Source organism: Granulicatella sp. HMSC31F03 (assembly GCF_001807725.1).
Classification (GTDB): domain Bacteria; phylum Bacillota; class Bacilli; order Lactobacillales; family Aerococcaceae; genus Granulicatella; species Granulicatella adiacens.
Genome location: NZ_KV790870.1, coordinates 64,303 through 91,120, shown reverse-complemented (window position 1 = coordinate 91,120; position 26,818 = coordinate 64,303). Strand labels below are relative to the sequence as shown.

Sequence of the window (26,818 nt, the reverse complement as noted above, 5' to 3'; positions counted from 1 at the left end):
TCCTATTTTCTTTTACTATTTTTGTTACACTTGCTAGCAATAATTTGTTCCATGTTTTTCGAACGATTAAGTATCTTATCGTTTAGTTCCTTTAACATATCTGCAATAGTATTAAATTCGAGGTCTAAGGTTATTTCAATTTTAGGATTTTCTCCTTTCTCACCCCATTTAGGTTCCTCAACCTTACTACTTAAAATATTAATCGGTCTAAGGTTAGCACTTTTTATTGATTTTTCTTTACTTACAAATGCCTCAAAGCAGAAAAATTCTATATAAGTTTCAAAATCTTTAAAGTGAGATAACCACTTCTTCAAATCTTCTCTTGCTTTCTCATCTCTAACCCTTGTCATTATTGTCGATTTCTTGTTTTTGTTATACCAATAATAAATTTCCCACAAAGTTAAATCCACTCGATCCTGTATATAATGACTTCGATTAGAATTTATAGTTCCACCTCTTCTCATATTGTAGGTTTCATAAAATGAAAACGGCCAAAGAAAAGAGCCCCCTAAAGTTCTTGAAGAAATAATCCAATCGGCAACCTGGTCTACTGCACATTTTGGTTTCTCACTCTTCTTAATATACAAATCATAAGGATGAGCTTTTAAGTTAGTTGGGGCAGAAAATCCTAACTGGTCCGATCTTAGATAAAACAGTTCTTTTGTTTTATTCTTTCTGACCTCAATAACTTTAATCCCTTTTCCTTCTTCAAATATATATTTGTAAAATCCTTTTAATCTTGATTGTTCTCTAAACTTTGTTTCTTGTACATTTAAAAAATTAACTAATTGCTCAAAAAAATGATGGTTAAGACCTTGTTTATAAGTAGTGTCCGGATCACAATATAATGCTCTTACCGAATTTGGTTTTTGTAATTCGGAAACATATGACGTCGTAAATCTTTCTACATAAGCTTCCTTCCAACCCACAGTTTCACTAATTTTAGCAACAATATTTTCCCTATCTTCATTCAATGCACAATAAGTATAAAGTTCGTTAATTCCCTCGGTCATAAATAAACCTCCACTTAAAAATTAATTGCCTGTATTTAATACGTCCTTCCCCATCCTCACGACATACAATTTCTCATCTTCACCTGCAAGCTGTCTGAGCAGCTCTGTTGCCCGATCTTTATCACCTTTAATCGCAGCGTTCAACGCCTTGTAATAGATGATTTCTAGCTGTGGGTACTTGTATTCGTTTGTTAAGGTTTCGAAGTAGTCGTTGCTCTCGTTCGCAATCGTTAAGTCATAGAGAGCCACACTTATCTTTTGCGTCTTCTCGGCCATCGTAGGGTCTGTTATCGTCAGCTCACCTATCATCGCATCCAGCTCTTCACGGCTCAACTCCGGCTGGCTCAACACGACTGAACGAATCCGGTAGATTTGCAAGACATTTCGGAATTGCGGTTGAAGTCCGTCTCGATTCAAGATTTCTTCGGCCTTTCGAATCGCCGTCTCGAAGTCCCCTGTCATGTACGCCAAGGCAACTTCCGACGTTGCGGCGCCTGATCGGAGGACCGCTCTTTTTCCCTCTTTATTCATCTCTATATATTGTCTCCACGATGCTAAATCCAAATCCACATGCAACAATTTTTCCACGGTGGTTAAATACCATTTATTAATCAAATAGATGGTAAGGACTAATCCGGCGATAATCACAAGAATGCTCCCCGTTTGTATCGAAAATTCACTTACTACTAGCGGAACGCAAAGAATGAGAACAATTGCGAAAATCCCCGCGCATCTCGTATAGAGCGTATATTTTTTTCGTACTGATTGATAGTCCATATCGTTCCTCCGAAGTAGCAACCCGCCTGCCTATGATTGCGGTTACAAATTTATTTATATCTTCAATCAAAATGACTGTCTTAGCCCATTATCTCACGTTCCCATTGTTGCTTCAATGGTTTATGGAAGATTATTTACTACCTTTTTTAGCTAACTCTAATAGTTCTCCTCATAATACTTATCGGAAACAAAAATACCGGAATCCTTTGACAGGACCCCGGTTTGTTTTAGAAATAGCATATCGATACTTACGCTGATTATTTTAGATTTCTTTCAATATAATAGTTTCTTGTAAAGTCGACGCATTCTACCATATCGATTAAGAGTAATTCTGCGCCGTTCAGAGTTTCTTTTCCAACATGATGAGTCTTCATAAATTCTTTCTGGATTTCTAAATAATCATCATAAATATCTAAATCTACATTTTTAAATTCAATCCATTCATCTCCATTGGTCGTCGAAATTTTACTTCTCTCTATCAACACTTCTCGTTTTAATCTATTTTCAGCTAAGTGTAAAGAGGTGTTGGTCTCAAAGTTTGTTCCAATCATTAATATTTTAGCCTTTAACGCATACATCTTCCCAAGTGGCGATTGTTCTCCAAAAGGAAAATCAAACCCTTCATTTGGAGCAATTTCAGCCGCTCTATGACCGATTGCAGTAAAGGAGTACATAGGATGTTCTCCTCTAATAGCTTGAGGTAAAATTCCAATAAAATTACTAAAGCTACCCATTGATTTAGAAAACGACAATTTCTTGTTATAAGGTGGCAAATCCTCTCTAATGCTATCATGCCACTCTACAGGAACTGGAGGATAGTGCCAATTCACAGGGTCTGAGATTTCAACAGTCTGAGAAGGTACAACAATTGTCCCTTCTTCACCAACAACACTGCTCAAAGCATTATAAAGACTCTCTGAGCCCCCAATCACATATCCCATAGACGACAATGAAACATGTGCCAATACAATATCACCTTGCTTGATTCCCAAATCTATGAATTTTTGTTCTAAATCTTTACTCGTTACTGGAGTAAGACCCTTTTCTATTGAATCATTCATATATTTATACATCTTCTGTTCTCCATTATAAACTTATATCAATCTGTTTTATTCCAGCTTTCCAAAGGGGTAATTCTTTTATTAAATATTGAGGTCGTATATCATGCTCACTTAATCTTTGAAGGTCTATCCATTCACATTCATATTTTCCTTCATCCAATGTATGAGATGGAACCTCCCCTAGAAGAGTCACTTTATAATGAAATTCAATCATATGATGGAGTTCGCCTTTATAATCAAATCGATTCTCCACAACGAACATCAACTCTTCGACTTCACAATCGACACCTAGTTCCTCTTTCACTTCTCTGGCTACAGCTTTCCGGCTTGCTTCGCCGACTAATATCGCCCCACCCACTAAGTGATTCTGGTCTTCTACTTTATAAGTGAGCAACTTGTCCTCCCTCACTACAATGGCCGATACTCTAACGCCATATCTATAAGTATCTCCTATTACTCTAAAATCCATGTTCATCACTTCTTTCTGAAAAATGAATACAACCATTATAGCACAATTCTTATGCTTTCGAATTCAGCATAAAAATAACACCTTATCCTACTGATAAGGTGTACTCTATTCGTCTATATGAACTTTCACACTTTCTTTGGTTAAAACGACTATTTTTTCTCTTTTTTATTCTTAATAAAGACGATGATCACTATACAAATCACTAACCCAGTAGCTGCTGGTTTAATGAGCGCCATCCCATTTTCTCCGCTAGATAGGATACTATGGATGACCTTTAATACAGCTCCAGCGATTACAATCCATAATAATTGTCCCCATTTTCGATTCCAAGTAGTATAAATCATAAAAATAAAGAATAATAAAATCAATGTACAAACGACTATTTTCTCAGTTGTCCAACCACTCGTCAAATAGTTCTTTTCAAACTCTAAGAATAAATGAACCTGTTCATCCACCACTTCTGGTTTTGGAAACCAAAACATACTTGTGAATAAGCCAAAAATCGACATAAACAAAATCGAAAAAGATTGTTTATAAGCACCAATAATAATTGGGATTATAAACAATGGTCTGATATACCAACTGAGAATATTTTGGTGTCTTGAAAAAGCCCATGTAAAAAAATCTCGATTTGTAAAAAATATATAAATCAATACTACTGTTGAAATCGCAAAAAATAATCCCATTATTCTATCCAATTTTTTAATTTTCATTCTCTATCTCCATGAATCAAAAAACTTATTTATCTTATTACAAAATCATTTGTAATGATACTTCTTGTATCTTTCAAGTGTCCCATTCAATAGAACCTTTGCCATTCTTACCACATACAACTCTTCATCTTCATGAACGATCTTTCTTAGTAACTCGTTTGCGCGAGCTGTATCACCTTTAATTTTAGCATTCAAGGCTTGGTAGTAGATAATTTCTAACTGTGGATACTTGAATTCATTCGTCAAAGTTTCGAAGTAGTCGTTACTCTCATGCGCGATGGTTAAGTCATAGAGAGCCACACTTACTTGTTCGGTTTTCTTGGCCAATATCGGTTCTGTAATCGTCAGCTCGTTAAGCAGTGCATCCAGTTCTTCTCGGCTCAACTCCGGCTGGCTCAAAACGACCGAACGAATCAGATAGCTTTCCAAAATATCCTTAAATTGTGGTTTAAGACCGTCCAATTCCAAGGCTTCTTTGGCCTTCTGAACCGCTGTTTCAAAATCTCCTGTCATGTAGGCGTAAGAGACTTCTGTCGTTTTTGCATCTATCTGAAGGGCCGCTCTTTTGGCCGTTTTATTGAATTCGATATATTGTTTCCACGATGCTAAATCCAAATCCACATGGAGTAATTTCGCTACAATCCCTAGATACCATTTATTGATTAGTTGGATTCCTAGAATTAATCCCGCGAAAATCACTAGGACTCCCACTGTTTGAAGAAGTGTATCTCTTATGACCACTGCGAAACAAATAATCAGAATTATTGCTAAAATTCCTGAGCCTCTAGTATAAAGTGTGTATTTTTTTCGTAATGCTTGATAATCCATTGTTCCTCCTCCAAACTCTCTTATCGACAAGTGTTTCGGTTTCAAGTACGGCAATATCATTTCCAAAATACGATCTGAATCTATTATCTCACGTTCACCATTTTGCTTCAATGACTTCGAAAATCTGAATGAATAGCTTCCACATCCAGAATTAGTATTTTCCCTCGTAATATTTATTAATCATAATCATTAGGATTGGAGAACATCCAAGGGAAATAGCTAACAGTGCTGCTGGTACATATGCATGTAATGAAATACATACAACTGCAATCATTCCCATTAAAAGCATGAGTACAGATGCCATCGTTGCATTTACTTTGTCTCTGATTTTTTCATTCCGTTCATCATTCATACTAATTTTATAGTCATGATCCGTCTCCAATAGTCTACGGTGCATGATTTGAACATGTGAAACAGCTAAACTAATAGCAAAAACCATAATTAAACACACTCTGAGAGCTTCATTTAAATCGAGCGTAAGCAATAGAATTAAACTAAACAAGCTGATTGAATATCCTAAATACCAAATTTTATTACTCTTCATTTTTCATCCTCCTCGAAAATAAATACCTCTTCAATGGACACATCAAAGAACCGCGCAATTTTAAATGCCAAGATGATGGACGGATTGTATCTTCCGTTTTCTAAAGACCCCACTGTTTGCCTTGAAACTTCAAGGGCATTCGCGAGCTCTTCTTGCGTGATTCCCTTTGCTTTTCGAATTTCTTCTAGTTTATTCTTCACATTTAATCACCTCTCTAGATGGAAAGTTTACTTTACATATAATATAATTATTTTCCAGCAAAATGTCAAGTTTACTTTACATACAAAACATCAATACTTTATCATTATCCCTTAAATCACATCAGTTTCTAAGTGATAACTAAATATTCTCTATACATCTCTTAATTTCTAACCCAAGTTTAGTATTCTTCAATTACAAGTTATATTAACAAACTACATTTCTAGTCTTTCAAAAGTAACTATGCAACCTTAGAAGGTCCATAATTTTAACTATCAAGATTATTTATAAACCTTGAATATCTCTACTATATTTTGGTGGTTATAAATCAATAACTAAAGGGGATGTTTGTCTATAATAAATATAGGAGGGGATACGATGGATAAAGAATTCAATCCAAAAAATATCTTTTTAATTTTAGGGACAAACATACGAAATGCGCGTGAAACAAAAGGAATTAGTATTTCAAAACTTGCGTCTTCTATTGATTATGACCGTGGCTGTTTATCCGCTTTAGAATATGGAGAACAGAACCTTGAGTATTTAACAGTTCTCAATCTCGCTCGTAAGTTGAACACACCATTTCCAACTTTATTCTTTCCAAATTACTTAAATACTTCAACCAGCAAAAATATTGGATTAGAGAGCAATTATACAGAAGATGATTTTTTGCTTGTTTTTATCGAAAACTTTCAAAGGATCATGAAACGAAAGCAGCTAAAGCAAATAGAAGTTTACAGCGCAACTAATATACAAACCGCAACGATAAGTAGAATTACAAACAGAAAAGCTCTTAATCCGACGATAAAAACCCTTTACGCTATGTCATACACCGTTGGTGTAGAAATGCATAGTTTATTTTCTCGTAATTCTATTCAGGAGGACGACAGATGATATTTACACCGTATTCAGACGAATCTAATGTAATCAGAATGATTCGTCGCTTTAGAAATGAAGATTATGCATTAATTCGTATGACTTATACCATGATTGATAAAAATAATATCGATGCTAATGGAATTCTTCGAGAGCTTTTGTCTAGTTGGGGTCTTATAGATTATGATTATTTAGGTTATGGTGGATTACATGGAGTATCGTATAATGCACTTTTCATCCAAAATGGTAAAGCAGAGAATGTACGCTTGAAATTTTATCGAGTAGCTAACACTCGTGGAGATAGGCGCTTTTCAATTGAAAGAATTAAAAGCAGAATGAAAGTAGGCGAAGTGAATGAAGGTGATCTCCTTTATATTTCTATCTTTCGCCAGATGAATGGTGAGCCTTTGATTTACATAATTAATTTAACTCACAACATTCCTAGTGAAGAAGATCTATTCCATACAATCGGTTTAGATCCAATTAGTAATCTTTTTAATCAAATTAAGCCTAGTTTATACGATATTGTTCATGGAGGTTATTTCAACAACTCTAAAGGTTATGGACCCCTTGCTCCTAAGGATGTTGGTGATACTTTAGAAAATCTACTCGGTATAAATACAAATAACCGAATTAATGCCGATTATAATGGATTAATTGAAGTTAAGGCTAAGAACGGAAGTCGAACTCTTGACACGCTTTTCACCCTACGACCTCAATTTGAAGAAACAAGGGTTGCAGACTTAGAACCTATTGATCGTAATCGAGTTTCCGCTTTCACAAGGTTCTATGGATACGAATCAGATTCTCATCCAGATTGCCGCAGTCTCTATATTACTATTGGGTCAATTGAGGCTCCCCAAAACAATCAAGGTTTTTATCTTCATGTAAACGATGAGGACCAGCAGGTAAATATTATATGGAGAAATCCTCAAACTGGAGTACGTGAAATCGCAGCATACTGGTCTTTTGATAATTTACGTCAACAGTTATATATGAAACATCCTTCAACACTTTGGGTGAAAGCTAAAAGTCGAGTGGTTCAAAATATGGTGCAATTTAAATATACTGAAATCGAATTTTCAAGAACTCCTCAATTTACAACTTTCCTGACCTTTATAAAAACAGGAATTATTACATATGACTGGCGAGGTTACACAACAAAAACAGGCCGTTATTCTGGAAAGAATCATGGAAATGCATGGCGTATTAAACCAAATGCAAAATCAGATTTATTCGATACATTTGAAATAGTAGATTTTTAATCCCTATTTAAAAATAACATATAATTTATTAAACTACTTGATAAAAGTAGATATTAATAATTGTTGCAAAATACTCTTATAAATTGACTATTTGTTATTTTCAGTTCATAAATAAACTCAATCCGTTCCTAAGAATCAATCTCCCCCCAAAAAAACATAACTCGAAAATAAATAATCTCTATTTCTTCGCAGCTGATAATTCTGAAATCATATAATTTTATATACGAATTATAGCTTCATTTATGAAAAAGCGGATTGTTCACCACGAACAATCCGTTTTCTCTTATAATATTTTTATTATTTCAAGGGCTACCGCTCTAGCAAGAAGCGGTGGAACCGCATTTCCAACTTGTGTATATTGCGGGACTTCTACTCTTCGCTTCAGACCACCCGTTGTTCTCTTACCAAGAAATTCAAATGAATCATCAAAAGATTGACATCTAGCCATCTCCCTTACAGAAAACGTTCTAGGTTCCCATGGACTAATGTAGTCGTCTGCAATTGTAACTACCGTAGCTGATGTCTGATTTGAATCTAATCTTTGTCGAATATTTTTTTTAGTTAACAACACCTCCACCTGTTCTATAGTAGCCTTAGCGTCTTTGAATATCCTAACAACATCTTTACTACTCATAGAAAATTTCGTTGAACATAATTCAACTAGTGCAGGTTTGTCAGAAAGATCGATGCCTTCTTCTAGTATTCTTCTTTTCAAATTTGAACCAGTTTCACCTTCCATAAAAAGGCTAAACCTTTCTTTAACTACTGGAGATATCTTGGATAATTCTGTGTTTGTGGCCACTTCAGAGGGAATGGGCTTTCCATTCATTGCTGGAGTTCTTCCTGCACGACTTTCTTTTTGATACATCGTAAGTTTTTTTCCAACACTATTTCGCTTCTTTTCATCTACAATAAGGTCTCCGATTGCCTCTTGCAAAGTTACATAGTCCTCAGGTCTGTGAGTTGGTACTGGATACTCGGGGGCTTTTAATCCCTCTCTATAGCCAATAAAAATCACCCTATTTCTTCGTTGCGGAACACCATAATCCGCTGAATTAAGGATCTTAGGTTCTAGTGTTTTATATCCAATTTCATTCAGTTCACTGCGAAGCAAATCTGGAGTAACACTTCCATCAGGATATTCGATGCCTGTTAATCCTTTATACCCCACAAACTGCATGTCCATGAAACCTTCTACATTCTCGAGAATAATATATTTAGGTCTGATATCATTAATAATCCGCACATACTCGCCAAAGAGCATATTTCGTGGGTCTGACTTATCTCTACGACCAGCACGGCTAAACCCCTGACAACTTGGTCCGCCTATCACAAGATCTATATCTGGTATCCTTTTTCTTTTAAAGATATCCAATTCACTAATACACTTTTTAATTCTATTACCAGTCAATTCTTTAATATCTGCCCTCTCAAACCAAGTATTTTTCCCTTGAATTAGCCCTAACTGCTTATGTCTATTTTTATATGTAACTTCAACCATATCACTTATATCGGAACTAAATAATATATGGAATCCAGCTTGAATTAACCCTTCAGAACAACCTCCCGCTCCACAAAATAAATCAACTGCATACGGCATCATTTCACCTCCTAAAATTATTTTAACTTTAAAGTAGCACATAGAATCATAAATACTCAGTAACCATAAAAGTATAATATCATAGTAGCCTTAAATTGTCCAGGAAATCACTCAAAAATAGTCGTTGTCATTTTTAAATATTTTCATAAAAAGCTACAAAAGAAATAAATTTTCTCCTTCATATAAATATATACGTTTTAAATGTTACAAAATGTTCAATTCTAAAACAAAAAGATAGATTTTGTATTTATCTAATGTCTTTTATCAAATCCCTCTTACTAACTATTAAAACGTTCCTTTCTTGCATATACGACTTAATTTCATATTAAATATTTTGTATAACTAGTTTAATATTGTTTAATAAACTAAAGTAACTTTTCAAGAAAGAAGATTTTTTGCCATTACTACATAAAATATCACACACTATTGATATTGATGGCTGCTATAACAAATCAATAGAAGCTCTTGCTTAAAATAATTGACATTATTTTTACTTTAAAACAACTGAACATTGAGCCCTAAAATCCTTTCCCGCTTCAATTTCTTGTTGAAGATTGTTTGTTGATTTTTCAACCGAACACTAATATTTACCTTCATAATACTTATCGATAATAACCATAAGAATCGAAGCCTTTGGATGAGAATACAGTTTGCTTTAGAAATAAAATATCAATGCTTTATCTTACCCTTTAAATCACATCCGTTTTTAAGGGATACTCAAATTTTAAGGGACATTTGCTCATTCACACGAAAAAGCAGGCAAATGTTACTTCGCCTGCTTCTGATTTCAATTTATTTTATAGTTCCCTTACCGATCACAAATCGACTGTTACCCTCTCTCTTTGAACTCATCGAAGTATAGGACCTCGACTTGCCCCGACCAATCCAAGACACAGCCAACGAGGTCAACAAGGTCGAGTCCTGGCATTTCATAAGTGTCGCCATCATTGACACTGCCCGTTGCATCTTCAATGTAAGTCACCTTATAGCCTCTGTCTGACGCGATAATGGCAGAAAATAAGCAGCAATATTCCGCGTTCAGTCCCGTAATCACCACTTCATCTACCGGATGGTTCGCAAGAATCGCCTTCAACTCTTCGCTCTGAAAAATATTTGGCGAGTCTTTTTCTACAATAAAATCCGCATTCGCAGAAAGCTCTTCATCGAGTGCTCCTCGTTCATCACCATTGTAAATAATACTCTCCTTATTCGCATCAATATGACGCGTATGAATAATGAGATCCCCGCTCGCTTTAAACATCTTTTGTAACTTCAAAATATTCTCTCTAAGCAGGTCAAAATCCCCTCTAGCTAAGATTCCTTTTTGGCAATCTAAAACAATTAATGCTTTCACTTATGGTGCTCCTTTAATTTTAATCGGACAAATACGTCATACTTTCGCAGCACCCTTTAGTTGTACGATTGAAGCTCTTCTTTCACATGTCCCTCTACATCTTCAACCTCCACAAACAGCGGGTCTAAGTGGCATAAGAAGTGCCAATCTTCGGCGCCGCGTTTTCTGTAGAGAATCGCTTCGCCGTCTTCACTTCCGAAAAAGCTTCTGTCGACTTCATATCCTTTACTTTCTAAGAAGTCTTTTGCCTTGCGGAAGTTTGCTTCTCTGGCTTCGACATAGGCTTTCACTTCATCGTTATTAACAACAAATGCATCGATTAGTGAGTATCCTTCGATTATTCTATTGTTTTTAACAGACAGATTTGAAATTTCCTTCCAAACAATAACTACAATTTCCTCAGGGTCGAACATCCATTTAGACAAGGGTACAATGTTTCCATTATAGACAATCTCCATATAATCCGGTAAGTGTACAGGATTAAAAGATTCCATTTCAAACTCATCTACTTTTTCTAAAGTATATCCAGGGATTTGAGCCACAAAAGCTCTTCCTTCTTCTAAAGAATCAAACGCGACCAAATCCTTTTTATAATCACCTTGATACAATTCCAATATAACCATCAATAACCCTCCTAAACTTTTTCATTCTAAACATTATTACGATACCGTCAATCACACGAAACAAGCACTCACAATGTACATCTAATAAACCTGTCTGCATGACGGCCCTCTCTATAATCCTTTTAAAGGTACGTAGAGGCTTTCGCAACAACGACTCAGATAGAAGAAAGAGTAGTTGCTTATTTACGATACTCCTCTATTTTGTGGCTATGTTCTTTCAGAAGCTGTTTGGAATAAACTTTTTCATTTTTTGAATCTCGAACTTCCCTCCAAAGGATCGCTGCAACGGTTAACTTGTTCGCATACTGATGGCTACATTCATCTGCACAAAAGTCTTTTAAAAATTGATTCCACTGACAAGCCGAATGATCATATTTGGCATAATCTGACTCTCCATAATAAATTTTAATCATATCTTGAATCGTAAAGTTTAAATCATTATCCCTTTTTACTTTTCGCCAAGCAGTTGCCATATCCGCATTGAATTTAAACGGACTAACCCCTGTTACTGCTGAAAAATAATCTCTAAACTTCTGGTTAAAAGAAAACCCACAGTTCAGGAGCGGAGTCTCTAAAGTGATTACTTCGGATTGAGTTTTGAGACCTTTCCTCACAGATTTCTCTACTTTATTTCCTTGAAAATATTGTTCAATTATATAAACTAATTCTTTCTTCGTACCTCTGTACTCTAAACCAAGAGACTTACAAATTTGGGAAAGTTCCTCTCGATACCAATAGTATTGGTTAAATTCTTCAAATGATTTTATCTCTTCAAAACTAGGTCTGTTTTCCGCCAAACCATCACCTCCAGCCTTCAAATCTACAACGACGGTAACATCAATTCGTATGCCCCGTCAACGTGTGGACATACACCTATATATACGGTTATTTGATTACAACGAATTCTTCCCATCGTCTAAGTACATCTTTTAGTGGCTCATCTAAATAGGTATAAACCTTATCCTGAATCCAATCCGGAATCCCATAAGCTGCCTCGGCGATACTTCCTGTGATTGCAGCAAGAGTGTCACTGTCCCCACCAAGAGAAATCGCATTTCGAATCGCATCTTCAAAATCTGTACTTTCAAGGAACGCAATAATCGCCTGAGGAACGGTATCCTGACACGTTTCATTGAAACGATACGTAGGACGAATTTCATCTAACGTTTTAGAAAGGTCATATCCATACTCTCTCTCGATATGTTCCTTAACACGTCTTTTGATTTCCGCAGGGTTCTCGCTACCATCACTACCGCAGAAATAACGGCACATATAAATAGCATCCGCTGTTGCCATTGCGCCTTTGATTCCTTCTGGATGGTTATGCGTCACCTCCGCAGAAAGTTGCGCCAGACGTTTTCCCTCGGACGGCAACTCGTCTGTTGCAGCCTCCATCACCCAAGCACACGGAGAAACGCGCATCGCCGACCCGTTTCCAAAACTATTGTAAGGCTCACGGTTGTCGGTCATAAGCCAACGATTGAAACGAGCTCCGTAATCCGCGTTTGGATACATTCTGCCGTACTTCTTCATGGCATCAATGAAGTCATCCTTCTGTCCACCATTCATGATTGCTTCCGCAACAGCACAGGTCATTACCGTATCATCTGTGAAAAAACAGTCTTCTCTAAAAAATGGAAACTCTTTTGTTTTGATATTATTCCATTCATAAACAGACCCAACAACATCTCCAACAATTGCTCCTAACATAAATATCCTCCTTTTACAAAATTAACTATTTTTGTCAAAAAATGTATATAGACATTTCAAGCTCCTATGACATTCCTCCTTCTTATACTCTATATCTATGAACCCTCGGAACTATATCCCTTAACTAGAACAGCCCCAAAAAATAGAGAGTTACCGATTATTTCTTAATTTAACATAAGAATATATATCATAAACCTTTTTATTCAAATAAACTCATGGAAAATCCTTAGTTTGGTTATTGGGTACCTTTGCCTTATCTATATAAAATAGTTATTTTAAACTTTCTTTTCATACTGATAAAAAGGAATGTTAACAAAATCTTGAGTATAAGGTTTTATGTTCGATCTATTTTTCAACCATGTGGGTAACAAGGCAATTCCTTGTCCTTTTTCAACTAAGGTAATAATATTTTCAAATGAATCAATTTCTACAAACTCTTTTAAATGAGCGAACTCTCTTACGGTTCTTTTTCTTAAAGGACAATTTTCATCTTTATTAATTAAAAAAGGTGTCTCCTTGTCAACCAATTGATTGCTTGAGCAAAAATACATTGCTTCAATGTTTCCTAGAATTTCATCATAATTTTTAAGATTTTTAATCTTTTGAAAACAAAAAATCTTATCAAAATCTTCTTGCTGAGCGACACTTGGTATTTCTGAAGTTTTTTTGATAGTGATATCACTTATACCTAAATCAATTGTATGCAAATTATTAATATCATGATTTAATAATAATTCTGAAATTAAAACTCTTACTTTTGCTTTTGAAATCCTCTCTTTTAAATTCTCCAAATTATTGGAAGTTTCCTTACAAAATTGATAAAACAAGTCTCCTTTTTCAGTTGGAACTAATCCATTATAATTTCTAAGAAATAGCTTGCATCCCAGTTCAGTTTCAATCACTTTTAATCTAGCGCTTAAATTTGATTGTGCATATTGTAAAATCTTTGAACTTTTATTTATGGATTTTGATTCATAGATTGTCACAAAGATTTTCATATCATTAAAATTCATCTAAAACACCTTATCATTTTTTATGATAATTATATCATAATTAAGTATTATTCAAAATTACAGAAATCATATTTACTATAATTAATAAATTAGAAAAGAGGTACTTCCATGCAAGCAATGCAATACACTATAAAATTACCAGCTGATTATGATATGAATATCATTAGACAACGTGTCCAAAAGACAGGGCACTTGATGGATGGTTTTGAAGATTTATTTTTAAAAGTCTATTTAATCTCTGAAAAATCTGAAGGTCAACTATTTAATAGTTATTGTCCACTATATATTTGGAAAGAAACTAATGGAATGACCAAATTTATATTTGATGGTTATTTTGATAACATTTTAACTTCCTTTGGTTGGCAAAATATTGAAATTGGAGTAACCACATCAGTCGAATTGTCGGATCATTTTGATTCGTCCAAGTATGTCACATTAGAAGTCGTTGATATAAAAGCTTCTGAAACTTTAAAGAGTTTTACTATTTATGAGCAATTGCAAAATGATGAAAGTGGTAAAATTGTAGTTTTTAATCCCGATAAATGGAAAAAATGTATCTTTACATTTTATACCAATAAACCTGATAAACACCTACCGACTTTTGAAATTCTTCATATTTCAAAATAACAAAAATATGAGTAGTAATGAAGAAAAAGAGCGATGAAAAATTTTTCATTGCTCTTTTTCTATAGCGATAATATAACTGTGATCTTCCTTACCGCCTAAATTCTTTTGTAATCCATCCTAATTTTCTCTAATATTCTTTTTTATCCATAATTGAAATAGATATTTTTATGGCAATCCCTATAATAACAAGTCCTACCAAGATTATTCCAATAAAAATCATTACCATTGAATACTTACTGAAAAGCTCCACCATATTCGCAAGTAAATCTGATTTTTCTTTTAAAAAAGTAGATAGAGCAAATATTGCAAAGTAGGTTATCACCATGATCAGCCTGCCCTTTTCAGCACCGTATTTTAGGATAAACGGTAGTTGAATCGCTGACATTAAAACACTTGCAACTAATGTAATCAGTGAGATAAATACGATGTTATCTATCGACATCTCATTTTTAACTATAAATAGAACAAATAAACATACTGAACCAACTAACCCAAATACAAACGCAAAAAACAATTTACTTAATACAAAGCTGCTCTTTTTAATAGGCATCGAAAAGGCGAATTGTTCAAACTTCGATTTCGTATCATAGCCAAAAGCGATAGCAGTTAAAATTAACGGTATCATTACACATATAAGCGGAATCATAAAAATCACATTTTCATATATCCCATACACAGCGAGTGCAATACAAATAGTAATCGTCAATAGCAGCGTCTTTTTTAAAGTAGCTATATCTTTTAATATCAATGCAGTCATTATATTTTATCTCCTTTCACAAAATAAAGCATAATATCTTCGATAGACGGTTTTTGTAATCTTATCCCATCTGGAACAAGATTTCTTTTAACAAGCAGCTCTTGTCCAAATGAATGTATCCTTCTTCCAATTATGGCTTTCTCATCAAGATTTTCAACTTCTTCATTAGATAAAGTACAGATACCATAGTTTTCTTTGAGTTCATCCTTTGGTTCAACAAAAAGAAGTTTACCATCATTGATAAAAGCGATATAGTCTGCCACCTTCTCTAAATCCGATAAAATATGTGAAGAGATTAGAATTGTGTGATTTTCATCTTGCATAAATTCAAGCAGAAAATCTAAAATTTCTTCCCTTACTATCGGATCCAAACCACTAGTAGCTTCATCCAATATAAGAATCTCTGCATTATGAGATAAAGCTACTGCCATAGATAATTTCATTCTCATTCCACGAGAATAACTTTTAATAGCCTGTTTTTCAGATAGATTAAATTTCCTTTTTAATTGATAAAAAAATTCTCTGTCCCACTTTGAATAAATCCTTGAACAAAATTTTTCCAAATCAACAAGTGTCAACTCTTCTGGAACTAACAACTCATCAAACACTACTCCGATTTTATCTTTCAGTTCAATACTGTTAGGATTATCATAACCTAAAATTTTAATTTCTCCTGAATCTTTCTTAAGTATTCCTAACAACAACTTTATGGTTGTACTTTTTCCTGCACCATTTTGACCAATGTATCCGACGATAGTTCCTTTAGGAATAGACAAATCTATCGGACCTAATGTAAAACTGTCAAATTTTTTAACCAAGTTTTTGATTTCAATAGCATAATTACTCATAATTTCCCTCCATATAACTACTAAACATCTCTACCAACTCATCATTGGATACACCTGCAATTTCTGAAAGCTCAACAATATCTTGCAACTTTGATTCGATTCGTTTCAAATATTCTTCACGAATAAGCTCCTTATTTTGAGTCGCAACGAAGTTACCTTTACCTTGAACTGAATTAATGAAACCCTCAAGTTCCAGTTCATCAAAAGCTCTTTTAGCAGTTATCATACTCACCCGAAGTTCTTTTGCTAAAAATCGGATTGATGGCAACTGCTCGCCAACCTTTAATTCTCCAGAAATAATCTGAGCCTTTATTTGATTTTTTATCTGTAAATAAATCGGATCATCGCTTGAATTATTAATCTGTATATTCACCCTCTATATCCTCCTAACTATTCAACTGTTACTTCTGTTCTATCTGTTCTTATTATACTATAACAGTTATGTTAGTTCAATATTTAATAATGAATAGAAACTATATTATATTTTTAAAAGACACTTTTCATTTGCTATTTTTTATATAACAAAAAGCCTTGAGAACAAGGCTTTTCTAAATCACTTTAATTCACAGGTAGCACCTCGACACACTTCGATTTACTTAAATGAAATCCATTCTGACTTTGATAAACAAGTTATATGTTCTGTACGAAGAACACCTTCCAATGCACACGGAACGTTCTCTTTTGTATGATGATAACGGAACCCACATTTTTCCTGAACTCTCTGTGACTTTGTGTTGCCGTCAAAATAACCACACCACAATTTTTCCAGATTCAAGTCATCAAATCCATGTCTCATCATCTCACGAACTGCTTCTGGGATAAAACCCTGACCCCAATACGGAACTCCTATCCAGTAACCAATCTCCGCCTCCGTATCAGGAATCCCTTTATCACTTGCAGAGCCAATCATCAATCCTATGCTACCCACTGGCTGCATGGTTTCTTTTAAAACGATGGCGTATGTCTCAGGTGCTGAAAGAACACTTTTTATTATCTCCCTACTGTTTTCAACACTAGTATGTACTGGCCAACCTGTAATCGGACCAACCTCTGGATTACTGGCATATTGAAATAAATCATGGGCATCTTTTTCTTCCCATGGACGAAGAATCAATCTTTCCGCTTCTAAAACCATTTTTCTCTCCTTAAATTCCAGCTGTTTGTAAAATTGCTTACGATGGAGGATTTTCACGATTTAACTCTTTTTAACGATAGCATAAGGTTATCGTTAAAAGGGTTTACCTCTACAAACTAAAATTTAGCATTGATGATCATTACTGAAAATTTTTAAGTTCATCCAAGCAAATTTCTATTTTAATCCTATCCGGATCTTCAAAATAGACTGCATAATGTTCAGCACCACCGGCATATGGATATTTATCATCATAAAGCAAAACTATATTTCTCTGAATAAGATTCTTCCGAATTTGATCGATTTTATCCTTAGTTTGACAACGGAAAGCAAGGTGATTTAAGCCAATATTACATCTATTGTATTTGTTATTAAGATACTTTTCTTTTGTCTGTACAAAAACAATATAAAATTCGTCCTTTTTATAGGAAAATCCGTCTTTCCATACTTGGAACAACTCAAAACCTAAAACGCTCAGTATCCAAGAATAGAATTCCTTGGTGTTCTCTAAATTACTTACATAAATCTCAATATGATGCATCGTTTCCCCTCCATCTGGTGCTGGAAATATCAATATACTCAATTTTTACTTCGCTGTTGCCTCATCTCGCACAAGCAACGCTATACACTCAACTTGCTCATTATTGTCCAAATCTATATTCAAATCTTCGTCTATGATAGGAAACTTGAAAGTAATTGACTTTAGCCACTGTCCATTAGGCTGCTTCTCTTCATAAATTTGAATTTCAGCTATCAAAGCTTCTATTAACTGATAACTGACCTTCTAATTCTTCAATGAGCTTAAACTTTGTAGAATGACTCTTTCTTAGCTCTTTTTGATAATTCTCTATAAATTCAAATGATCATTTCTCGCTAAATTGATATTTGTTAATTTGTAAATCTTAACAAATACCCGTTTGGATCTTGTATTAAAAACTCTATTTGCGTTTCTTCTATTCCATTAACTTGATATATGTTTCTAGTTAGTTCTCTGTATAATTCTATATTCAAATTCTTCACTAATTGATAAAGTTCTTCAATATTATCGACAGCTATTGAAAAATTTATTCCTCTTCCTAATGGATATACTAGTTCACCTATATTCCAACCATCATCGTGAATTTGTTCAAACATAAACTGACTATCTTGAAAAGATATGAAAACAAATTTATCTTCAGCACGTTCATATTCAATTTTAAATCCTAATTCACTATAAAATTTTTTAGTCCGACCAATATCAAAAACTGATAATTCAGGAATCATCCTATTAAAATCCATATTCTCTCCTCAACAAATTTAGATTTATCTATTCTTATAGTTTAGTAGCATTCCATCACAATATTTTAACGCTTGTAGTCATTTACTTTTTAACTTCAAATAACTTAACATCTTTATTTGAATACTCCTCAAGTATATTTTTTGTTACCGGTATAATACAAAAAAACTGGCTTTGACCCAACGAGAAATATGTATATATTCCATCATTTCCTCTATAAAACAACGCATATGGTGCTTCATTTTGGTCGTACCATTTATCTCTGGAGTATTATATCCGATATCCATAGCATTAGAGTAAATTTCTTTAATTTCGTCATCTTGAATATAAAATTAAAATGATATAATCAACTAACGGTTTTAGTTTCTTCTTCACATCAGTCCCCTCATTCATGTGCATTATATAATTTATTCAAAAATAATTTACTGGACTGCTTTAAAATTTATTTATCTATCTTAACATTATATCATTTTTAGGTATTTTTTCTATATCAGCTTCCCACGGTGCTTGAAAGTCCCCTAATAAAGTTAAAACATCTTCCCTTTTTGAATTCCTATAATTATCTTTTGTTCTCTCTTTTTTCTTTTCGTATTTTTTCTGTTGCTCTTGCTACTTTTTAATCTGTGCAATTACACTTGGTTTCTCTCCACGCTTGATTGCCTTGTCAGGCTCGTTCCAATCATTGAGATTTACTTTTCTTGATTTATAGTTTCCACTTTTAAGTTTTATCTTTTCTCCGTTTTTATCAAGGATATATTCTTGTCGAGGACGAAATCTTCCGGCTAAGGGAGCAGAAAGAAAAAGCTGCCGTCGACAGACACAGCCACGAGGAATCCATGAAGCGGATCAAAGAACTGCAGGACTTCATCGGCCAGCATGCAACCGAGGTCACAGACTTCGACGAGGAGCTTGTTAGATGGCTCATCGAAAAGGTCACCGTTTTCACCGACCACTTTACGGTCGAATTCAAATCCGGTGTAAGCGTAGATATTACAGAATAAGAGCAAGCTTCCCTTGGGATTAACCGTAAGGTCGCTTGCTCTCTTTCATTTGTAATCTATATTTTTTTCACTTGTCGGTATCCATCCCAGCATTTGCAAGGAAGTCTTTTATCTTTTTCTCAAATTTGTCGGCCCTAATCAATGCTAACCCTTCATTCTCATCTCCAAGAATCACCAGCTTGCATCCGCCGGTCAGCCCGAACAATTCCCGCGCTTCTTTAGGGATCACGATCTGGCCACGTTCGCTTATTGCGACTGCCCCGAATATATGCTTACCGGCAGGTGTCGGTGCTAAAGGCGTATTCTCTACACGATGTTCCCGGATCAGACTGTCAATGGTGACCCCATAGACGTCAGCCAGAATGGCGCACTTCTCTATATCCGGTATTGTCTCACCGCTCTCCCATTTTCCATATGCCTGACGGGAAATATCTATTTTCTCTGCTATTTCCTCCTGTGAAAAGCCTTTTAATTTTCGCAGCATAATCAGATTCTCTTTCAGCAAACCAAATTCCTCATTTCTGTAATGAATTAACTGACTGGATATAAAAATCGCTATGAACGGTATGTATTACATGATCACTTGTATCTGTCTCCACAAGACTGCAATTTTCTCCGATGTATGAAACGGCACGCTCTGCCTGTTCACGCGATGCGGCGCACAGGTAAGTTCCGTCATAAGCCACCTGTTCTTTTGCATGGATGTACACACAAGGAACTTCAATATCCGACAGAATATCTTCATGCTTTAAACCATGATTCCAGCTCAAGTCGTAAAACCGTTCCCCATATGCAAAATCATACTCTCTTGCATATTCAAACACAGACCATATGGAAGAAGGAAGGAATCCGATCTTTACGGCTTTATCAGGATGCTTGTCATGATACCCCTGGGCATAATTTGCAATACCGGGCATCGCGTTTTTCATAAACAGCTGTCCCCAGTAACAGTGACGGAGGTAATAAGCTTCCCAGCACTCCGTCTTGTCTGACTTATTGTATTCATGCAAAGACTTAAACGTGTCCTTATAGGCAAAGCTGTCATCCCAGCCTTCTCCCTCCGTCGAAAATACCGGAGGATCTTCAAGCACCACGCCAGCAATGTTCTCACCGCCGTATGCCGCAACATATGCCGCCGTAATCGCTCCGTTAGAATGCCCTGAAACAACTGTAGGCTTCCCAATGACATTGTTGATAAACCAAATCAGATCGTCGCCGTTCACATCAAGATAATAGAGGCTTTCATCATGTGATGATTCACCGTGTCCGTATACATCGACGGCGTAAATATGCCAGTTCCTACTGAGCTCGGGCATGACAAGCGCATAGTCTTCCCAAATGCTCATCTGTCCGTGGATCAGGAGAAGCGGAGGTTTGTCATTCTCAACCTCTCCGTAATTGATGATACTGCCGGTCGGTAATGTGATCTGTTTTTCAGCAGCATGAACTTCCTTCAACGCCTTCTCATATTTGTCATACCAATGAATGTTTCGATACCAATATATCCCGAATGCTATACCAGATATGGCGACAATGATCAGGATAATTATTAAAACGATTTTTACAGCTTCCATTTCGCACCCACTTTCAGTAGTTTCTATACTAATTTTACCCGAGGGAGTGCGTTGTTTCCACCAACCAAACGTGACATATTTATATGATTTTTGTCATCTTTGGTTGCATATCAGCATACATTCATGTGTCTTCTATCATTTTCCGACATCTATCCTGAACACTCAATAAACCCCTGAAATCTATTTCGGCAACCCAACCCTATCACATTTTGGCCATAAATCGGCTTTGGACAAGTTACCATGGACAAGTCTCCCGCTCGACCATTCCGAGATGATCGAATCCCGGAAAGTGTCTGATTTCAAAGGCTTTTACACACCTTAGTCCCTGATCCTTAACATCAAGACTACCGCCTCAACGTGTGGTGCTAGCGAACTTCTATATTATAGAACGAAAGTGATAGAGTTGTTGTTTAAAATTAAACTTTAGAATAAAAATATTTTATAGTTCCCTTTTTTCTACTTTGTAGCTGATAATTGTCACTTAATAAACTTACTTGCTAACTTGTAAACTTGTTGAATCTCTTTACTCTTAATATCCCAACTATCAAGTTCTTCTTTAATCAACTTTGGAAATTTTTTGCTAATATCCCTCAAAGCATTACCAACTGATTTTCTAACATATTCACTGGAATCTTCTTTTAATGTTGCGATTCGTTTAATAGCTTCATCTGGATTGTCCTTGAAATATGGTCTACTCGTCCATATTCTTAAATCTTCTGTAACAGCTCTTCTGACATTTGGATTATTATTTTGTAGCCAGTCGTCAATAACCGGAAGAGATTTTTCATAACCTGTTTGTTTACAAAATTCATCAAATGCTTTTGCTAATACTTCTTGAACTCTCCAATTTTCATCTTTTGAAACCTCATCCCTCATGAAGATCAAAATTTCTTCATACGATGACAAATGGCCAAAGAGAAATACACTATACATTCTAACTTGATATACATTGGATTTAAAGGCTAAAAATGCTAATTCTTTAGTATACGCAATATCGTTTGATAGATAGTCAGCAAGCGCTCTTCTCTCTTCCTCTTTGAATCCATTTTCTATCAAAGAAAATTCTTTTTCTAAATTCAAAATATATTCTTTCATGTAACTTACCTCCTAAACAACATTCCAAGTTTCAAGATAATTCTCGATAGGTATTAATAAAGAATTGAATTCGTTATAATATGAGCAAATAATCTTGACATATTTTCAAATTGATATTTCAACCTTTATATTATTCAGTCTCCTTGTTCAAGTACCAACTAGGAATGATTTGCTTCAAATCATCATACCATTCTAAAATTTCCTTGGCTTGATTTTGCATTACTGCTATTTCTTCGCTTCCATAAGATAGAGCCCAGGGTAGAGCTCCAACTATGTTACTTAGAATGTAAATGGCAAGAAGTTTCCAAAATAAATCTGGAACCTTGTCATCAAAATATCCATCTATCATACCAGATGCAAAAGAGGGAGAGACTTGAGCGGACCACACAATACGATTGAACTCCTCCCAAGAATCTCCAAGATCAAATCGATCAAAGTCAATGACATAAATTTTACGATTTTCACCAATCATGAAATTCCCGATATGATAATCTCCATGTTGGAAAACCTGAGGTCTATCTTTTAACAATTCTCGATTTGCATTTAAATAATTAATAAAAATCTGACCATTTTCGTATTGAACGGGACATTCTTTGTATTTTTTGATTTTGTCATCAATTTTTCGATTAAAAAAAGGTTCCCAATCTTCACGAACTTCTGTAACAGGAAGTGAATGAATTTTTCGAAGTATATTTCCTGCTTCTACTCCGTAAGTGTATTGTTGTTCTTTCGAAACAGTTAAAATGGTTTCTCTTGCATCTTTCCCGTCTATCCATTCGTGTAAAGAATGTACTTCGTTATCGCAGAGTTCAATGCTAATTGGTTTACACATCGGAACTCCAAGAGAAGCTACTTTCTCCATCATATCAAATTCAAATTTTTTAGAATCTAACTTCTCCTTATCAGAAACACGCAAGAAATATTTTTGATGATTTTGATCAGTCACACAATATTTTTTATCATCTGACCAGCCTTTATTTATGGCTACTTTACTAATAAAATTCATCAAGCTCTCCCCGATTCTTTTCACATCACATTTTGCAGTCTTCACTAGTAATCTATCAAGTTCGTCTACACTTAAGTTACCTAGATTAAGATTTAGATAATGAAAACTAGTCAATTTTCTCAACATTGCTATATTTCTTTATTTGGGGATTCCCGCCCATCAAAAAATTTGTTCTTTCGAGTTATCACTCTTTCTAAAGATACATAAAGTTTAAACAAGTTTATTCACGTTTCGAAATTATAATTTTTTAAAACATATCATTTTATTATTGACTGATTAAGATTGCACCAGCAAACCTACACATTCAGTGATTCGGACTACCGTATCATTTCGTCTGTTTCCCTCCTCATTCTACGAGTCCTATGGCATGGGAGATTATTTACTTCTACTTCGCTGATGCCTCAGCTCGCACAAGCAGTGACACACACTCAACACGTGTCGGAACTACTATGGGAAGACAAAGACTGAACCTCGTTATTAGATTGTGAACACAATTCATTTGTCTTGCGATTTCCTCTTGCATTCTTTCTCATTGGCTTAAACCTATTGCCATCTAAGCTATTTTTGAATCCTGTTTTATATACAAAGACAAGTTGTGCAGGGTCAATATTTCCATCTTCATCATATCCCCCCACAATAACTTTTTCAACAATACTTTCAAAAACATATCGGTCAAATTCATGCAAAACTTCATTTTGCTCCAAAGTTTTTTTGAACTCCTGCAAACGACGTTTAATATCCTTCTCATTCGTTGCGGTTTCTTGAAGTTTTTCTCGTTCGTTTAGCATATCTTCTTGTTTATTTGTCAAAGCAGAAAATTTTGATTCATAGGTTTCTGAATCAATAACATCTTCCAAACGCATATCAACTAACTTACTCTTTTTCTTTTCCAGCGATTCAATTTCTTTTTCTACTTTGGAAAGTTGCTTATTAACTGAACTACTGCTCAATGTCTCATTCATTGTTCTTAAAAACTCGTCAAGAACATCTTTATTGCTATCACACAAAATACGATAACTTTCAACAAAAGCGTCTTCAATTGCTTGTTCTGGTATTCCTTTGCTCTCTGGGCAATGTTTTTTCCCTTTTTTAGTTGAAGTGACACATTGCCAAATAACTTTATCATACTGTGAACCACTATGCCATTTACGTCTAGTTAACGTACCCTTACAGAAGCCACATTCAAGTAAACAGCTAAAAGCATACTTCCTACTAAATTTTTCTCTTTTAGTATCACCATTTCCAATTTTACCCCGATTTTTGTTTCTCCAATTCAATATTTCCTGTGCTTTTTCAAAGATTCCCTCACTAATAATTGGCTCATGATGATTGCGTATGTAAAACTGATCCTCTTCTCCCATATTATCTAAACGACGTTTTGAAATAGGGTCGACAGTGAAAGTTTTACCGAGTAACAAATCCCCCTTATATTTTTCATTTTTGATAATACCTAAAACAGTTGTTGGCACCCATGTTGAATTACCATATTTAGTTTTGTACCCGAGATTTTCAAGTTCTTGTCCAATAACAGAACCGCCTGCTCCTTCTACATACCTTTTGAAGATATATCGTACAATTTCAGCTTCTTCTTCATTGACCGTTATTGACTTATCTTCTGGGTGATAATCATAACCAAGGCAACCTTGAAAGCCGACTAGCTCACCACGCTTCATTTTCATTTTTAAACCTTTTTTTACATTGGCAGATATATTTTCAACTTCTTGTTGCGCCACTGAACTAAGTACCACAAGTAATAATTCTCCGTCCATAGTTAAAGTATTAATTTTCTCATCTTCAAAATAGACAGCAATATCCTTTTCTTTTAACATTCGTACATACTTCAAAGTGTCCAAAGTATTTCTAGCGAATCTGGAAATAGATTTTGTAATAATCATATCTATTTCACCATTCATACAATCATTAATCATTCTTTGAAAATCTTCACGCTTCGTAACTTGTGTTCCTGTAATAGCTTCATCAGCATAAATTCCAGAAAAAATCCACTCACTGTTTTTTGAATTAAATCAGTATAATAAGTTTTTTGTGAAGCATAACTACTTAGTTGGTCTTCACTGTCTGTGCTTACTCTACAATAGGCAGACAAACGCAAACGTTCAATTTGTTTTCCACGTTTAGATTTTGAAATCGAACTATTAGCCTTTATAACCTCTACTTCTTTCATTTTTATAACCTCCTTTTTGTATTCCTATAGCGGTGTTAATATAAAAATTATTATCACACAATTCAGGAGGTTATGTCTGAAATAATTTTATATTCTTTCATAATTCTTTGTTTAGCTAATAAGTATTCTTTTTCGGAAATCAAATTTCTGGAAAGGAGCTGTTTTAACATGGCAATTTGTATGCTATATCGAATTAATTTATCATTCACAAAACTCCCTCCTTATCTTTATTTCTTAATTTATTTCAAGCAATCAAACAGCTTTAGCAAAGCTCACGGGAGTTCCACCCTTGCATGGTTCTCATGCAACTGCACTCATTGCCTGCGACGGTTTTATCACGCTCGGACTGTTGACTATGCAGAAGTATCATTATCACGATAAGAATGTCTTCGCTGGCAATCATGCTAAAGATTGCTTCTCGGATCACTAACTGAATCGCTTGCTATCTTTAGAAGACAGGTCATGGCGGTTAATTCCGTCGGCTCTTTTCTTATCGAAACGTATTCGATTGCTATTATTTAATTTTCAAAAAACAAATGGCTTGTCAGCCTATCAAAACATACTGAAAAAACAATATGCTTTGATGGAATAACAAGCTCTCAAATCGGGAAGAGTAGAATGGAATGGCACGCTTCCACGAAAAGAGAAAGTTGGTCACTTAACTTCAAATGACAAGATTTTTGTAATCAGTCTGGTTTCCATTCTTCCACGTAAGACTTCATCAACGACCATACTTTGATTTCCGTATTCATCTTTCATAAGATGCAAGGAACGTTTCGCTATGTACCCTCTGTAATGACGTATAATCTGGTTAATCGCTTCTGTATCGCCGTCTGTTGCCTTTACAATGAGAGGAAAGGGAATCATAGGATATTGTGTTTTCATTCTTCAAATTCCTCCATAAACTTTTTGATTAAGGCTAGTCCACTGGTTCTATGCCGATAGACAGTAGAACGGTTCAATTTCAGCAGGTCTGCAATTTCTGAATCGCTCATATCCATAAAATAAAACAGCAGTAGAATTTCACGTTTTTTGTCTGGCAACTCACGTAATGCTTCACTCAACAAATCATTTTCAACACCAACGGATATTCCATTGAGCGATAAAATCTGAAAATCAGATGAATAAGTATCTGTCGTTGCAAACTGATTGACAATATAATCGCCAATATCCGAAAAGGACACTTCTCGATTTGAAATCCTTGAAAGATAAAGCATATAATTCTTACGTTCGTCTTCCATCGCACGTTTACAGATATAGTCAAACTGATTTTCTA

At 34.9% G+C, this 26,818-nt stretch carries 32 protein-coding genes and 2 pseudogenes; 5 read left to right on the top strand and 29 right to left on the bottom strand.

The annotated features are described in order from the left end of the window. Positions 1-2: 2 nt before the first annotated feature. The 8 genes from HMPREF3106_RS07875 to HMPREF3106_RS07840 form a co-directional block, all read right to left on the bottom strand. Positions 3-1,013 carry a DUF6994 family protein gene (locus tag HMPREF3106_RS07875; RefSeq protein WP_070445722.1) on the bottom strand — a complete coding sequence of 337 codons (1,011 nt, stop codon included), beginning with the start codon at positions 1,011-1,013 and terminating at the stop codon, positions 3-5. A 21-nt stretch (positions 1,014-1,034) separates the two neighbouring features. Beyond that, on the bottom strand, positions 1,035-1,811 hold the full coding sequence (locus HMPREF3106_RS07870; RefSeq protein WP_246827571.1) for a hypothetical protein: 777 nt from the start codon (positions 1,809-1,811) through the stop codon (positions 1,035-1,037). 236 nt (positions 1,812-2,047) lie between these two features. Further along, positions 2,048-2,863, bottom strand: a complete 816-nt coding sequence (locus tag HMPREF3106_RS07865) for an AAC(3) family N-acetyltransferase (RefSeq protein ID WP_070445716.1) — start codon at positions 2,861-2,863, stop codon at positions 2,048-2,050. Positions 2,864-2,876: 13 nt separating this feature from the next. Beyond that, positions 2,877-3,320, bottom strand: a complete 444-nt coding sequence (locus tag HMPREF3106_RS07860; RefSeq protein ID WP_070445713.1) for an NUDIX hydrolase — start codon at positions 3,318-3,320, stop codon at positions 2,877-2,879. A gap of 149 nt (positions 3,321-3,469) precedes the next feature. After that, positions 3,470-4,033, bottom strand: coding sequence for a hypothetical protein (locus tag HMPREF3106_RS07855; protein WP_070445710.1), 564 nt, complete (start codon positions 4,031-4,033; stop codon positions 3,470-3,472). 45 nt (positions 4,034-4,078) lie between these two features. Beyond that, the gene (locus tag HMPREF3106_RS07850) at positions 4,079-4,861 is read right to left on the bottom strand and encodes a hypothetical protein (RefSeq protein WP_070445703.1); all 783 of its coding nucleotides are present in this window, start codon (positions 4,859-4,861) and stop codon (positions 4,079-4,081) included. A gap of 151 nt (positions 4,862-5,012) precedes the next feature. After that, positions 5,013-5,405: a phosphate acetyl/acyltransferase gene (locus HMPREF3106_RS07845; RefSeq protein ID WP_070445700.1), complete on the bottom strand. Its 393-nt coding sequence runs from the start codon at positions 5,403-5,405 to the stop codon at positions 5,013-5,015. After that, a complete protein-coding gene (locus HMPREF3106_RS07840) occupies positions 5,402-5,605 on the bottom strand; it encodes a helix-turn-helix transcriptional regulator (protein WP_070445697.1) in 204 nt (67 codons plus the stop codon). The genes HMPREF3106_RS07845 and HMPREF3106_RS07840 overlap by 4 nt, the downstream gene beginning before the upstream one ends. A 376-nt stretch (positions 5,606-5,981) precedes the next feature. Here HMPREF3106_RS07840 and HMPREF3106_RS07835 point away from each other — a divergent pair, with 376 nt between their 5' ends. Continuing rightward, a complete protein-coding gene (locus tag HMPREF3106_RS07835) occupies positions 5,982-6,497 on the top strand; it encodes an XRE family transcriptional regulator (protein ID WP_070445692.1) in 516 nt (171 codons plus the stop codon). Then, positions 6,494-7,744 carry an MvaI/BcnI family restriction endonuclease gene (locus tag HMPREF3106_RS07830; RefSeq protein ID WP_070445689.1) on the top strand — a complete coding sequence of 417 codons (1,251 nt, stop codon included), beginning with the start codon at positions 6,494-6,496 and terminating at the stop codon, positions 7,742-7,744. Before HMPREF3106_RS07835 ends, HMPREF3106_RS07830 begins: the two co-directional genes overlap by 4 nt. A 283-nt stretch (positions 7,745-8,027) precedes the next feature. Here HMPREF3106_RS07830 and HMPREF3106_RS07825 read toward each other — a convergent pair whose 3' ends face one another. The 6 genes from HMPREF3106_RS07825 to HMPREF3106_RS07800 all read right to left on the bottom strand — a co-directional run bounded on the left by HMPREF3106_RS07825 (position 8,028) and on the right by HMPREF3106_RS07800 (position 14,044). Then, entirely contained in the window at positions 8,028-9,344 is a 1,317-nt protein-coding gene (locus tag HMPREF3106_RS07825) for a DNA cytosine methyltransferase (protein ID WP_070445686.1), read from the bottom strand. 829 nt (positions 9,345-10,173) lie between these two features. Next, positions 10,174-10,698, bottom strand: coding sequence for a cysteine hydrolase family protein (locus tag HMPREF3106_RS07820; RefSeq protein WP_070445681.1), 525 nt, complete (start codon positions 10,696-10,698; stop codon positions 10,174-10,176). Positions 10,699-10,754: 56 nt separating this feature from the next. Beyond that, complete coding sequence (locus HMPREF3106_RS07815; RefSeq protein ID WP_070445679.1) at positions 10,755-11,321, bottom strand: hypothetical protein; 567 nt, start codon at positions 11,319-11,321, stop codon at positions 10,755-10,757. A gap of 179 nt (positions 11,322-11,500) precedes the next feature. Next, the gene (locus HMPREF3106_RS07810; protein ID WP_070445676.1) at positions 11,501-12,118 is read right to left on the bottom strand and encodes an SAP domain-containing protein; all 618 of its coding nucleotides are present in this window, start codon (positions 12,116-12,118) and stop codon (positions 11,501-11,503) included. Between the two features lie 88 nt (positions 12,119-12,206). Beyond that, complete coding sequence (locus tag HMPREF3106_RS07805) at positions 12,207-13,031, bottom strand: ADP-ribosylglycohydrolase family protein (RefSeq protein WP_070445672.1); 825 nt, start codon at positions 13,029-13,031, stop codon at positions 12,207-12,209. Positions 13,032-13,306: 275 nt separating this feature from the next. Continuing rightward, positions 13,307-14,044 carry a LysR family transcriptional regulator gene (locus HMPREF3106_RS07800; RefSeq protein ID WP_070445669.1) on the bottom strand — a complete coding sequence of 246 codons (738 nt, stop codon included), beginning with the start codon at positions 14,042-14,044 and terminating at the stop codon, positions 13,307-13,309. A 108-nt stretch (positions 14,045-14,152) separates the two neighbouring features. Here HMPREF3106_RS07800 and HMPREF3106_RS07795 point away from each other — a divergent pair, with 108 nt between their 5' ends. Further along, positions 14,153-14,671, top strand: a complete 519-nt coding sequence (locus HMPREF3106_RS07795; protein WP_070445666.1) for a DUF4865 family protein — start codon at positions 14,153-14,155, stop codon at positions 14,669-14,671. Positions 14,672-14,798: 127 nt separating this feature from the next. On the opposite strand, the gene HMPREF3106_RS07790 is transcribed toward HMPREF3106_RS07795, so the two are convergent. The 7 genes and pseudogenes from HMPREF3106_RS07790 to HMPREF3106_RS07760 form a co-directional block, all read right to left on the bottom strand. Then, entirely contained in the window at positions 14,799-15,428 is a 630-nt protein-coding gene (locus tag HMPREF3106_RS07790; RefSeq protein WP_070445660.1) for an ABC-2 transporter permease, read from the bottom strand. Further along, on the bottom strand, positions 15,428-16,276 hold the full coding sequence (locus tag HMPREF3106_RS07785) for an ABC transporter ATP-binding protein (protein ID WP_070445657.1): 849 nt from the start codon (positions 16,274-16,276) through the stop codon (positions 15,428-15,430). The genes HMPREF3106_RS07790 and HMPREF3106_RS07785 overlap by 1 nt, the downstream gene beginning before the upstream one ends. Further along, positions 16,269-16,649, bottom strand: coding sequence for a GntR family transcriptional regulator (locus tag HMPREF3106_RS07780; RefSeq protein ID WP_070445654.1), 381 nt, complete (start codon positions 16,647-16,649; stop codon positions 16,269-16,271). The genes HMPREF3106_RS07785 and HMPREF3106_RS07780 overlap by 8 nt, the downstream gene beginning before the upstream one ends. Positions 16,650-16,868: 219 nt before the next feature. Further along, positions 16,869-17,411, bottom strand: a complete 543-nt coding sequence (locus HMPREF3106_RS07775; protein WP_070445650.1) for a GNAT family N-acetyltransferase — start codon at positions 17,409-17,411, stop codon at positions 16,869-16,871. A 139-nt stretch (positions 17,412-17,550) separates the two neighbouring features. Beyond that, a complete protein-coding gene (locus tag HMPREF3106_RS07770; protein ID WP_039849244.1) occupies positions 17,551-17,949 on the bottom strand; it encodes a VOC family protein in 399 nt (132 codons plus the stop codon). A gap of 45 nt (positions 17,950-17,994) precedes the next feature. Next, positions 17,995-18,259, bottom strand: a pseudogene (locus HMPREF3106_RS09375) (recombinase family protein); the annotation flags it as partial. 37 nt (positions 18,260-18,296) lie between these two features. Continuing rightward, a complete protein-coding gene (locus HMPREF3106_RS07760; RefSeq protein WP_070445647.1) occupies positions 18,297-18,686 on the bottom strand; it encodes a bleomycin resistance protein in 390 nt (129 codons plus the stop codon). 834 nt (positions 18,687-19,520) lie between these two features. Here HMPREF3106_RS07760 and HMPREF3106_RS07755 point away from each other — a divergent pair. Then, on the top strand, positions 19,521-19,685 hold the full coding sequence (locus tag HMPREF3106_RS07755) for a hypothetical protein (RefSeq protein ID WP_049555063.1): 165 nt from the start codon (positions 19,521-19,523) through the stop codon (positions 19,683-19,685). A 67-nt stretch (positions 19,686-19,752) separates the two neighbouring features. Here HMPREF3106_RS07755 and HMPREF3106_RS07750 read toward each other — a convergent pair whose 3' ends face one another. From HMPREF3106_RS07750 to HMPREF3106_RS07725, 6 genes and pseudogenes are all read right to left on the bottom strand, one after another. Further along, on the bottom strand, positions 19,753-20,190 hold the full coding sequence (locus HMPREF3106_RS07750; RefSeq protein ID WP_246827570.1) for a helix-turn-helix domain-containing protein: 438 nt from the start codon (positions 20,188-20,190) through the stop codon (positions 19,753-19,755). 10 nt (positions 20,191-20,200) lie between these two features. Continuing rightward, a complete protein-coding gene (locus HMPREF3106_RS07745; protein ID WP_070445644.1) occupies positions 20,201-21,259 on the bottom strand; it encodes an alpha/beta fold hydrolase in 1,059 nt (352 codons plus the stop codon). A 477-nt stretch (positions 21,260-21,736) separates the two neighbouring features. Continuing rightward, positions 21,737-22,354: a DNA alkylation repair protein gene (locus HMPREF3106_RS07740; protein WP_070445641.1), complete on the bottom strand. Its 618-nt coding sequence runs from the start codon at positions 22,352-22,354 to the stop codon at positions 21,737-21,739. 130 nt (positions 22,355-22,484) lie between these two features. Next, the gene (locus tag HMPREF3106_RS07735) at positions 22,485-23,360 is read right to left on the bottom strand and encodes an aminoglycoside phosphotransferase family protein (RefSeq protein WP_070445861.1); all 876 of its coding nucleotides are present in this window, start codon (positions 23,358-23,360) and stop codon (positions 22,485-22,487) included. A 428-nt stretch (positions 23,361-23,788) separates the two neighbouring features. Next, positions 23,789-25,542, bottom strand: a pseudogene (locus tag HMPREF3106_RS07730) (recombinase family protein). A gap of 62 nt (positions 25,543-25,604) precedes the next feature. Continuing rightward, positions 25,605-25,751 (bottom strand): conjugal transfer protein, encoded by a 147-nt coding sequence (locus HMPREF3106_RS07725; protein WP_148129428.1) that lies wholly within the window; start codon positions 25,749-25,751, stop codon positions 25,605-25,607. A 32-nt stretch (positions 25,752-25,783) separates the two neighbouring features. Here HMPREF3106_RS07725 and HMPREF3106_RS09765 point away from each other — a divergent pair, with 32 nt between their 5' ends. Further along, positions 25,784-25,972 carry a hypothetical protein gene (locus HMPREF3106_RS09765; protein ID WP_371327442.1) on the top strand — a complete coding sequence of 63 codons (189 nt, stop codon included), beginning with the start codon at positions 25,784-25,786 and terminating at the stop codon, positions 25,970-25,972. A 224-nt stretch (positions 25,973-26,196) separates the two neighbouring features. Here the strand turns inward: HMPREF3106_RS09765 and HMPREF3106_RS07720 are convergent, their stop codons facing one another. After that, positions 26,197-26,427: a helix-turn-helix domain-containing protein gene (locus HMPREF3106_RS07720; RefSeq protein WP_070445639.1), complete on the bottom strand. Its 231-nt coding sequence runs from the start codon at positions 26,425-26,427 to the stop codon at positions 26,197-26,199. Continuing rightward, the coding region (locus tag HMPREF3106_RS07715; RefSeq protein WP_070445855.1) for a sigma-70 family RNA polymerase sigma factor at positions 26,424-26,818 on the bottom strand (395 nt) is incomplete at its 5' end. The genes HMPREF3106_RS07715 and HMPREF3106_RS07720, both read right to left, overlap by 4 nt.

Excerpts from the sequence above, each read along its gene's own strand:
- HMPREF3106_RS07860 (WP_070445713.1), bottom strand. The coding sequence starts at position 3,320 with ATGGATTTTAGAGTAATAGGAGATACTTATAGATATGGCGTTAGAGTA.
- HMPREF3106_RS07735 (WP_070445861.1), bottom strand. The coding sequence starts at position 23,360 with ATGAATTTTATTAGTAAAGTAGCCATAAATAAAGGCTGGTCAGATGAT.
- HMPREF3106_RS07825 (WP_070445686.1), bottom strand. The coding sequence starts at position 9,344 with ATGCCGTATGCAGTTGATTTATTTTGTGGAGCGGGAGGTTGTTCTGAA.
- HMPREF3106_RS07815 (WP_070445679.1), bottom strand. The coding sequence starts at position 11,321 with ATGGTTATATTGGAATTGTATCAAGGTGATTATAAAAAGGATTTGGTC.
- HMPREF3106_RS07795 (WP_070445666.1), top strand. The coding sequence starts at position 14,153 with ATGCAAGCAATGCAATACACTATAAAATTACCAGCTGATTATGATATG.
- HMPREF3106_RS07805 (WP_070445672.1), bottom strand. The coding sequence starts at position 13,031 with ATGTTAGGAGCAATTGTTGGAGATGTTGTTGGGTCTGTTTATGAATGG.
- HMPREF3106_RS07745 (WP_070445644.1), bottom strand. The coding sequence starts at position 21,259 with ATGGAAGCTGTAAAAATCGTTTTAATAATTATCCTGATCATTGTCGCC.
- HMPREF3106_RS07850 (WP_070445703.1), bottom strand. The coding sequence starts at position 4,861 with ATGGATTATCAAGCATTACGAAAAAAATACACACTTTATACTAGAGGC.
- HMPREF3106_RS07755 (WP_049555063.1), top strand. The coding sequence starts at position 19,521 with ATGAAGCGGATCAAAGAACTGCAGGACTTCATCGGCCAGCATGCAACC.
- HMPREF3106_RS07790 (WP_070445660.1), bottom strand. The coding sequence starts at position 15,428 with ATGACTGCATTGATATTAAAAGATATAGCTACTTTAAAAAAGACGCTG.
- HMPREF3106_RS07835 (WP_070445692.1), top strand. The coding sequence starts at position 5,982 with ATGGATAAAGAATTCAATCCAAAAAATATCTTTTTAATTTTAGGGACA.
- HMPREF3106_RS07875 (WP_070445722.1), bottom strand. The coding sequence starts at position 1,013 with ATGACCGAGGGAATTAACGAACTTTATACTTATTGTGCATTGAATGAA.
- HMPREF3106_RS07800 (WP_070445669.1), bottom strand. The coding sequence starts at position 14,044 with ATGAATTTTAATGATATGAAAATCTTTGTGACAATCTATGAATCAAAA.
- HMPREF3106_RS07775 (WP_070445650.1), bottom strand. The coding sequence starts at position 17,411 with ATGGTTTTAGAAGCGGAAAGATTGATTCTTCGTCCATGGGAAGAAAAA.
- HMPREF3106_RS07855 (WP_070445710.1), bottom strand. The coding sequence starts at position 4,033 with ATGAAAATTAAAAAATTGGATAGAATAATGGGATTATTTTTTGCGATT.
- HMPREF3106_RS07770 (WP_039849244.1), bottom strand. The coding sequence starts at position 17,949 with ATGCATCATATTGAGATTTATGTAAGTAATTTAGAGAACACCAAGGAA.
- HMPREF3106_RS07760 (WP_070445647.1), bottom strand. The coding sequence starts at position 18,686 with ATGGATTTTAATAGGATGATTCCTGAATTATCAGTTTTTGATATTGGT.
- HMPREF3106_RS07740 (WP_070445641.1), bottom strand. The coding sequence starts at position 22,354 with ATGAAAGAATATATTTTGAATTTAGAAAAAGAATTTTCTTTGATAGAA.
- HMPREF3106_RS07865 (WP_070445716.1), bottom strand. The coding sequence starts at position 2,863 with ATGTATAAATATATGAATGATTCAATAGAAAAGGGTCTTACTCCAGTA.
- HMPREF3106_RS07830 (WP_070445689.1), top strand. The coding sequence starts at position 6,494 with ATGATATTTACACCGTATTCAGACGAATCTAATGTAATCAGAATGATT.
- HMPREF3106_RS07720 (WP_070445639.1), bottom strand. The coding sequence starts at position 26,427 with ATGAAAACACAATATCCTATGATTCCCTTTCCTCTCATTGTAAAGGCA.
- HMPREF3106_RS07845 (WP_070445700.1), bottom strand. The coding sequence starts at position 5,405 with ATGAAGAGTAATAAAATTTGGTATTTAGGATATTCAATCAGCTTGTTT.
- HMPREF3106_RS07785 (WP_070445657.1), bottom strand. The coding sequence starts at position 16,276 with ATGAGTAATTATGCTATTGAAATCAAAAACTTGGTTAAAAAATTTGAC.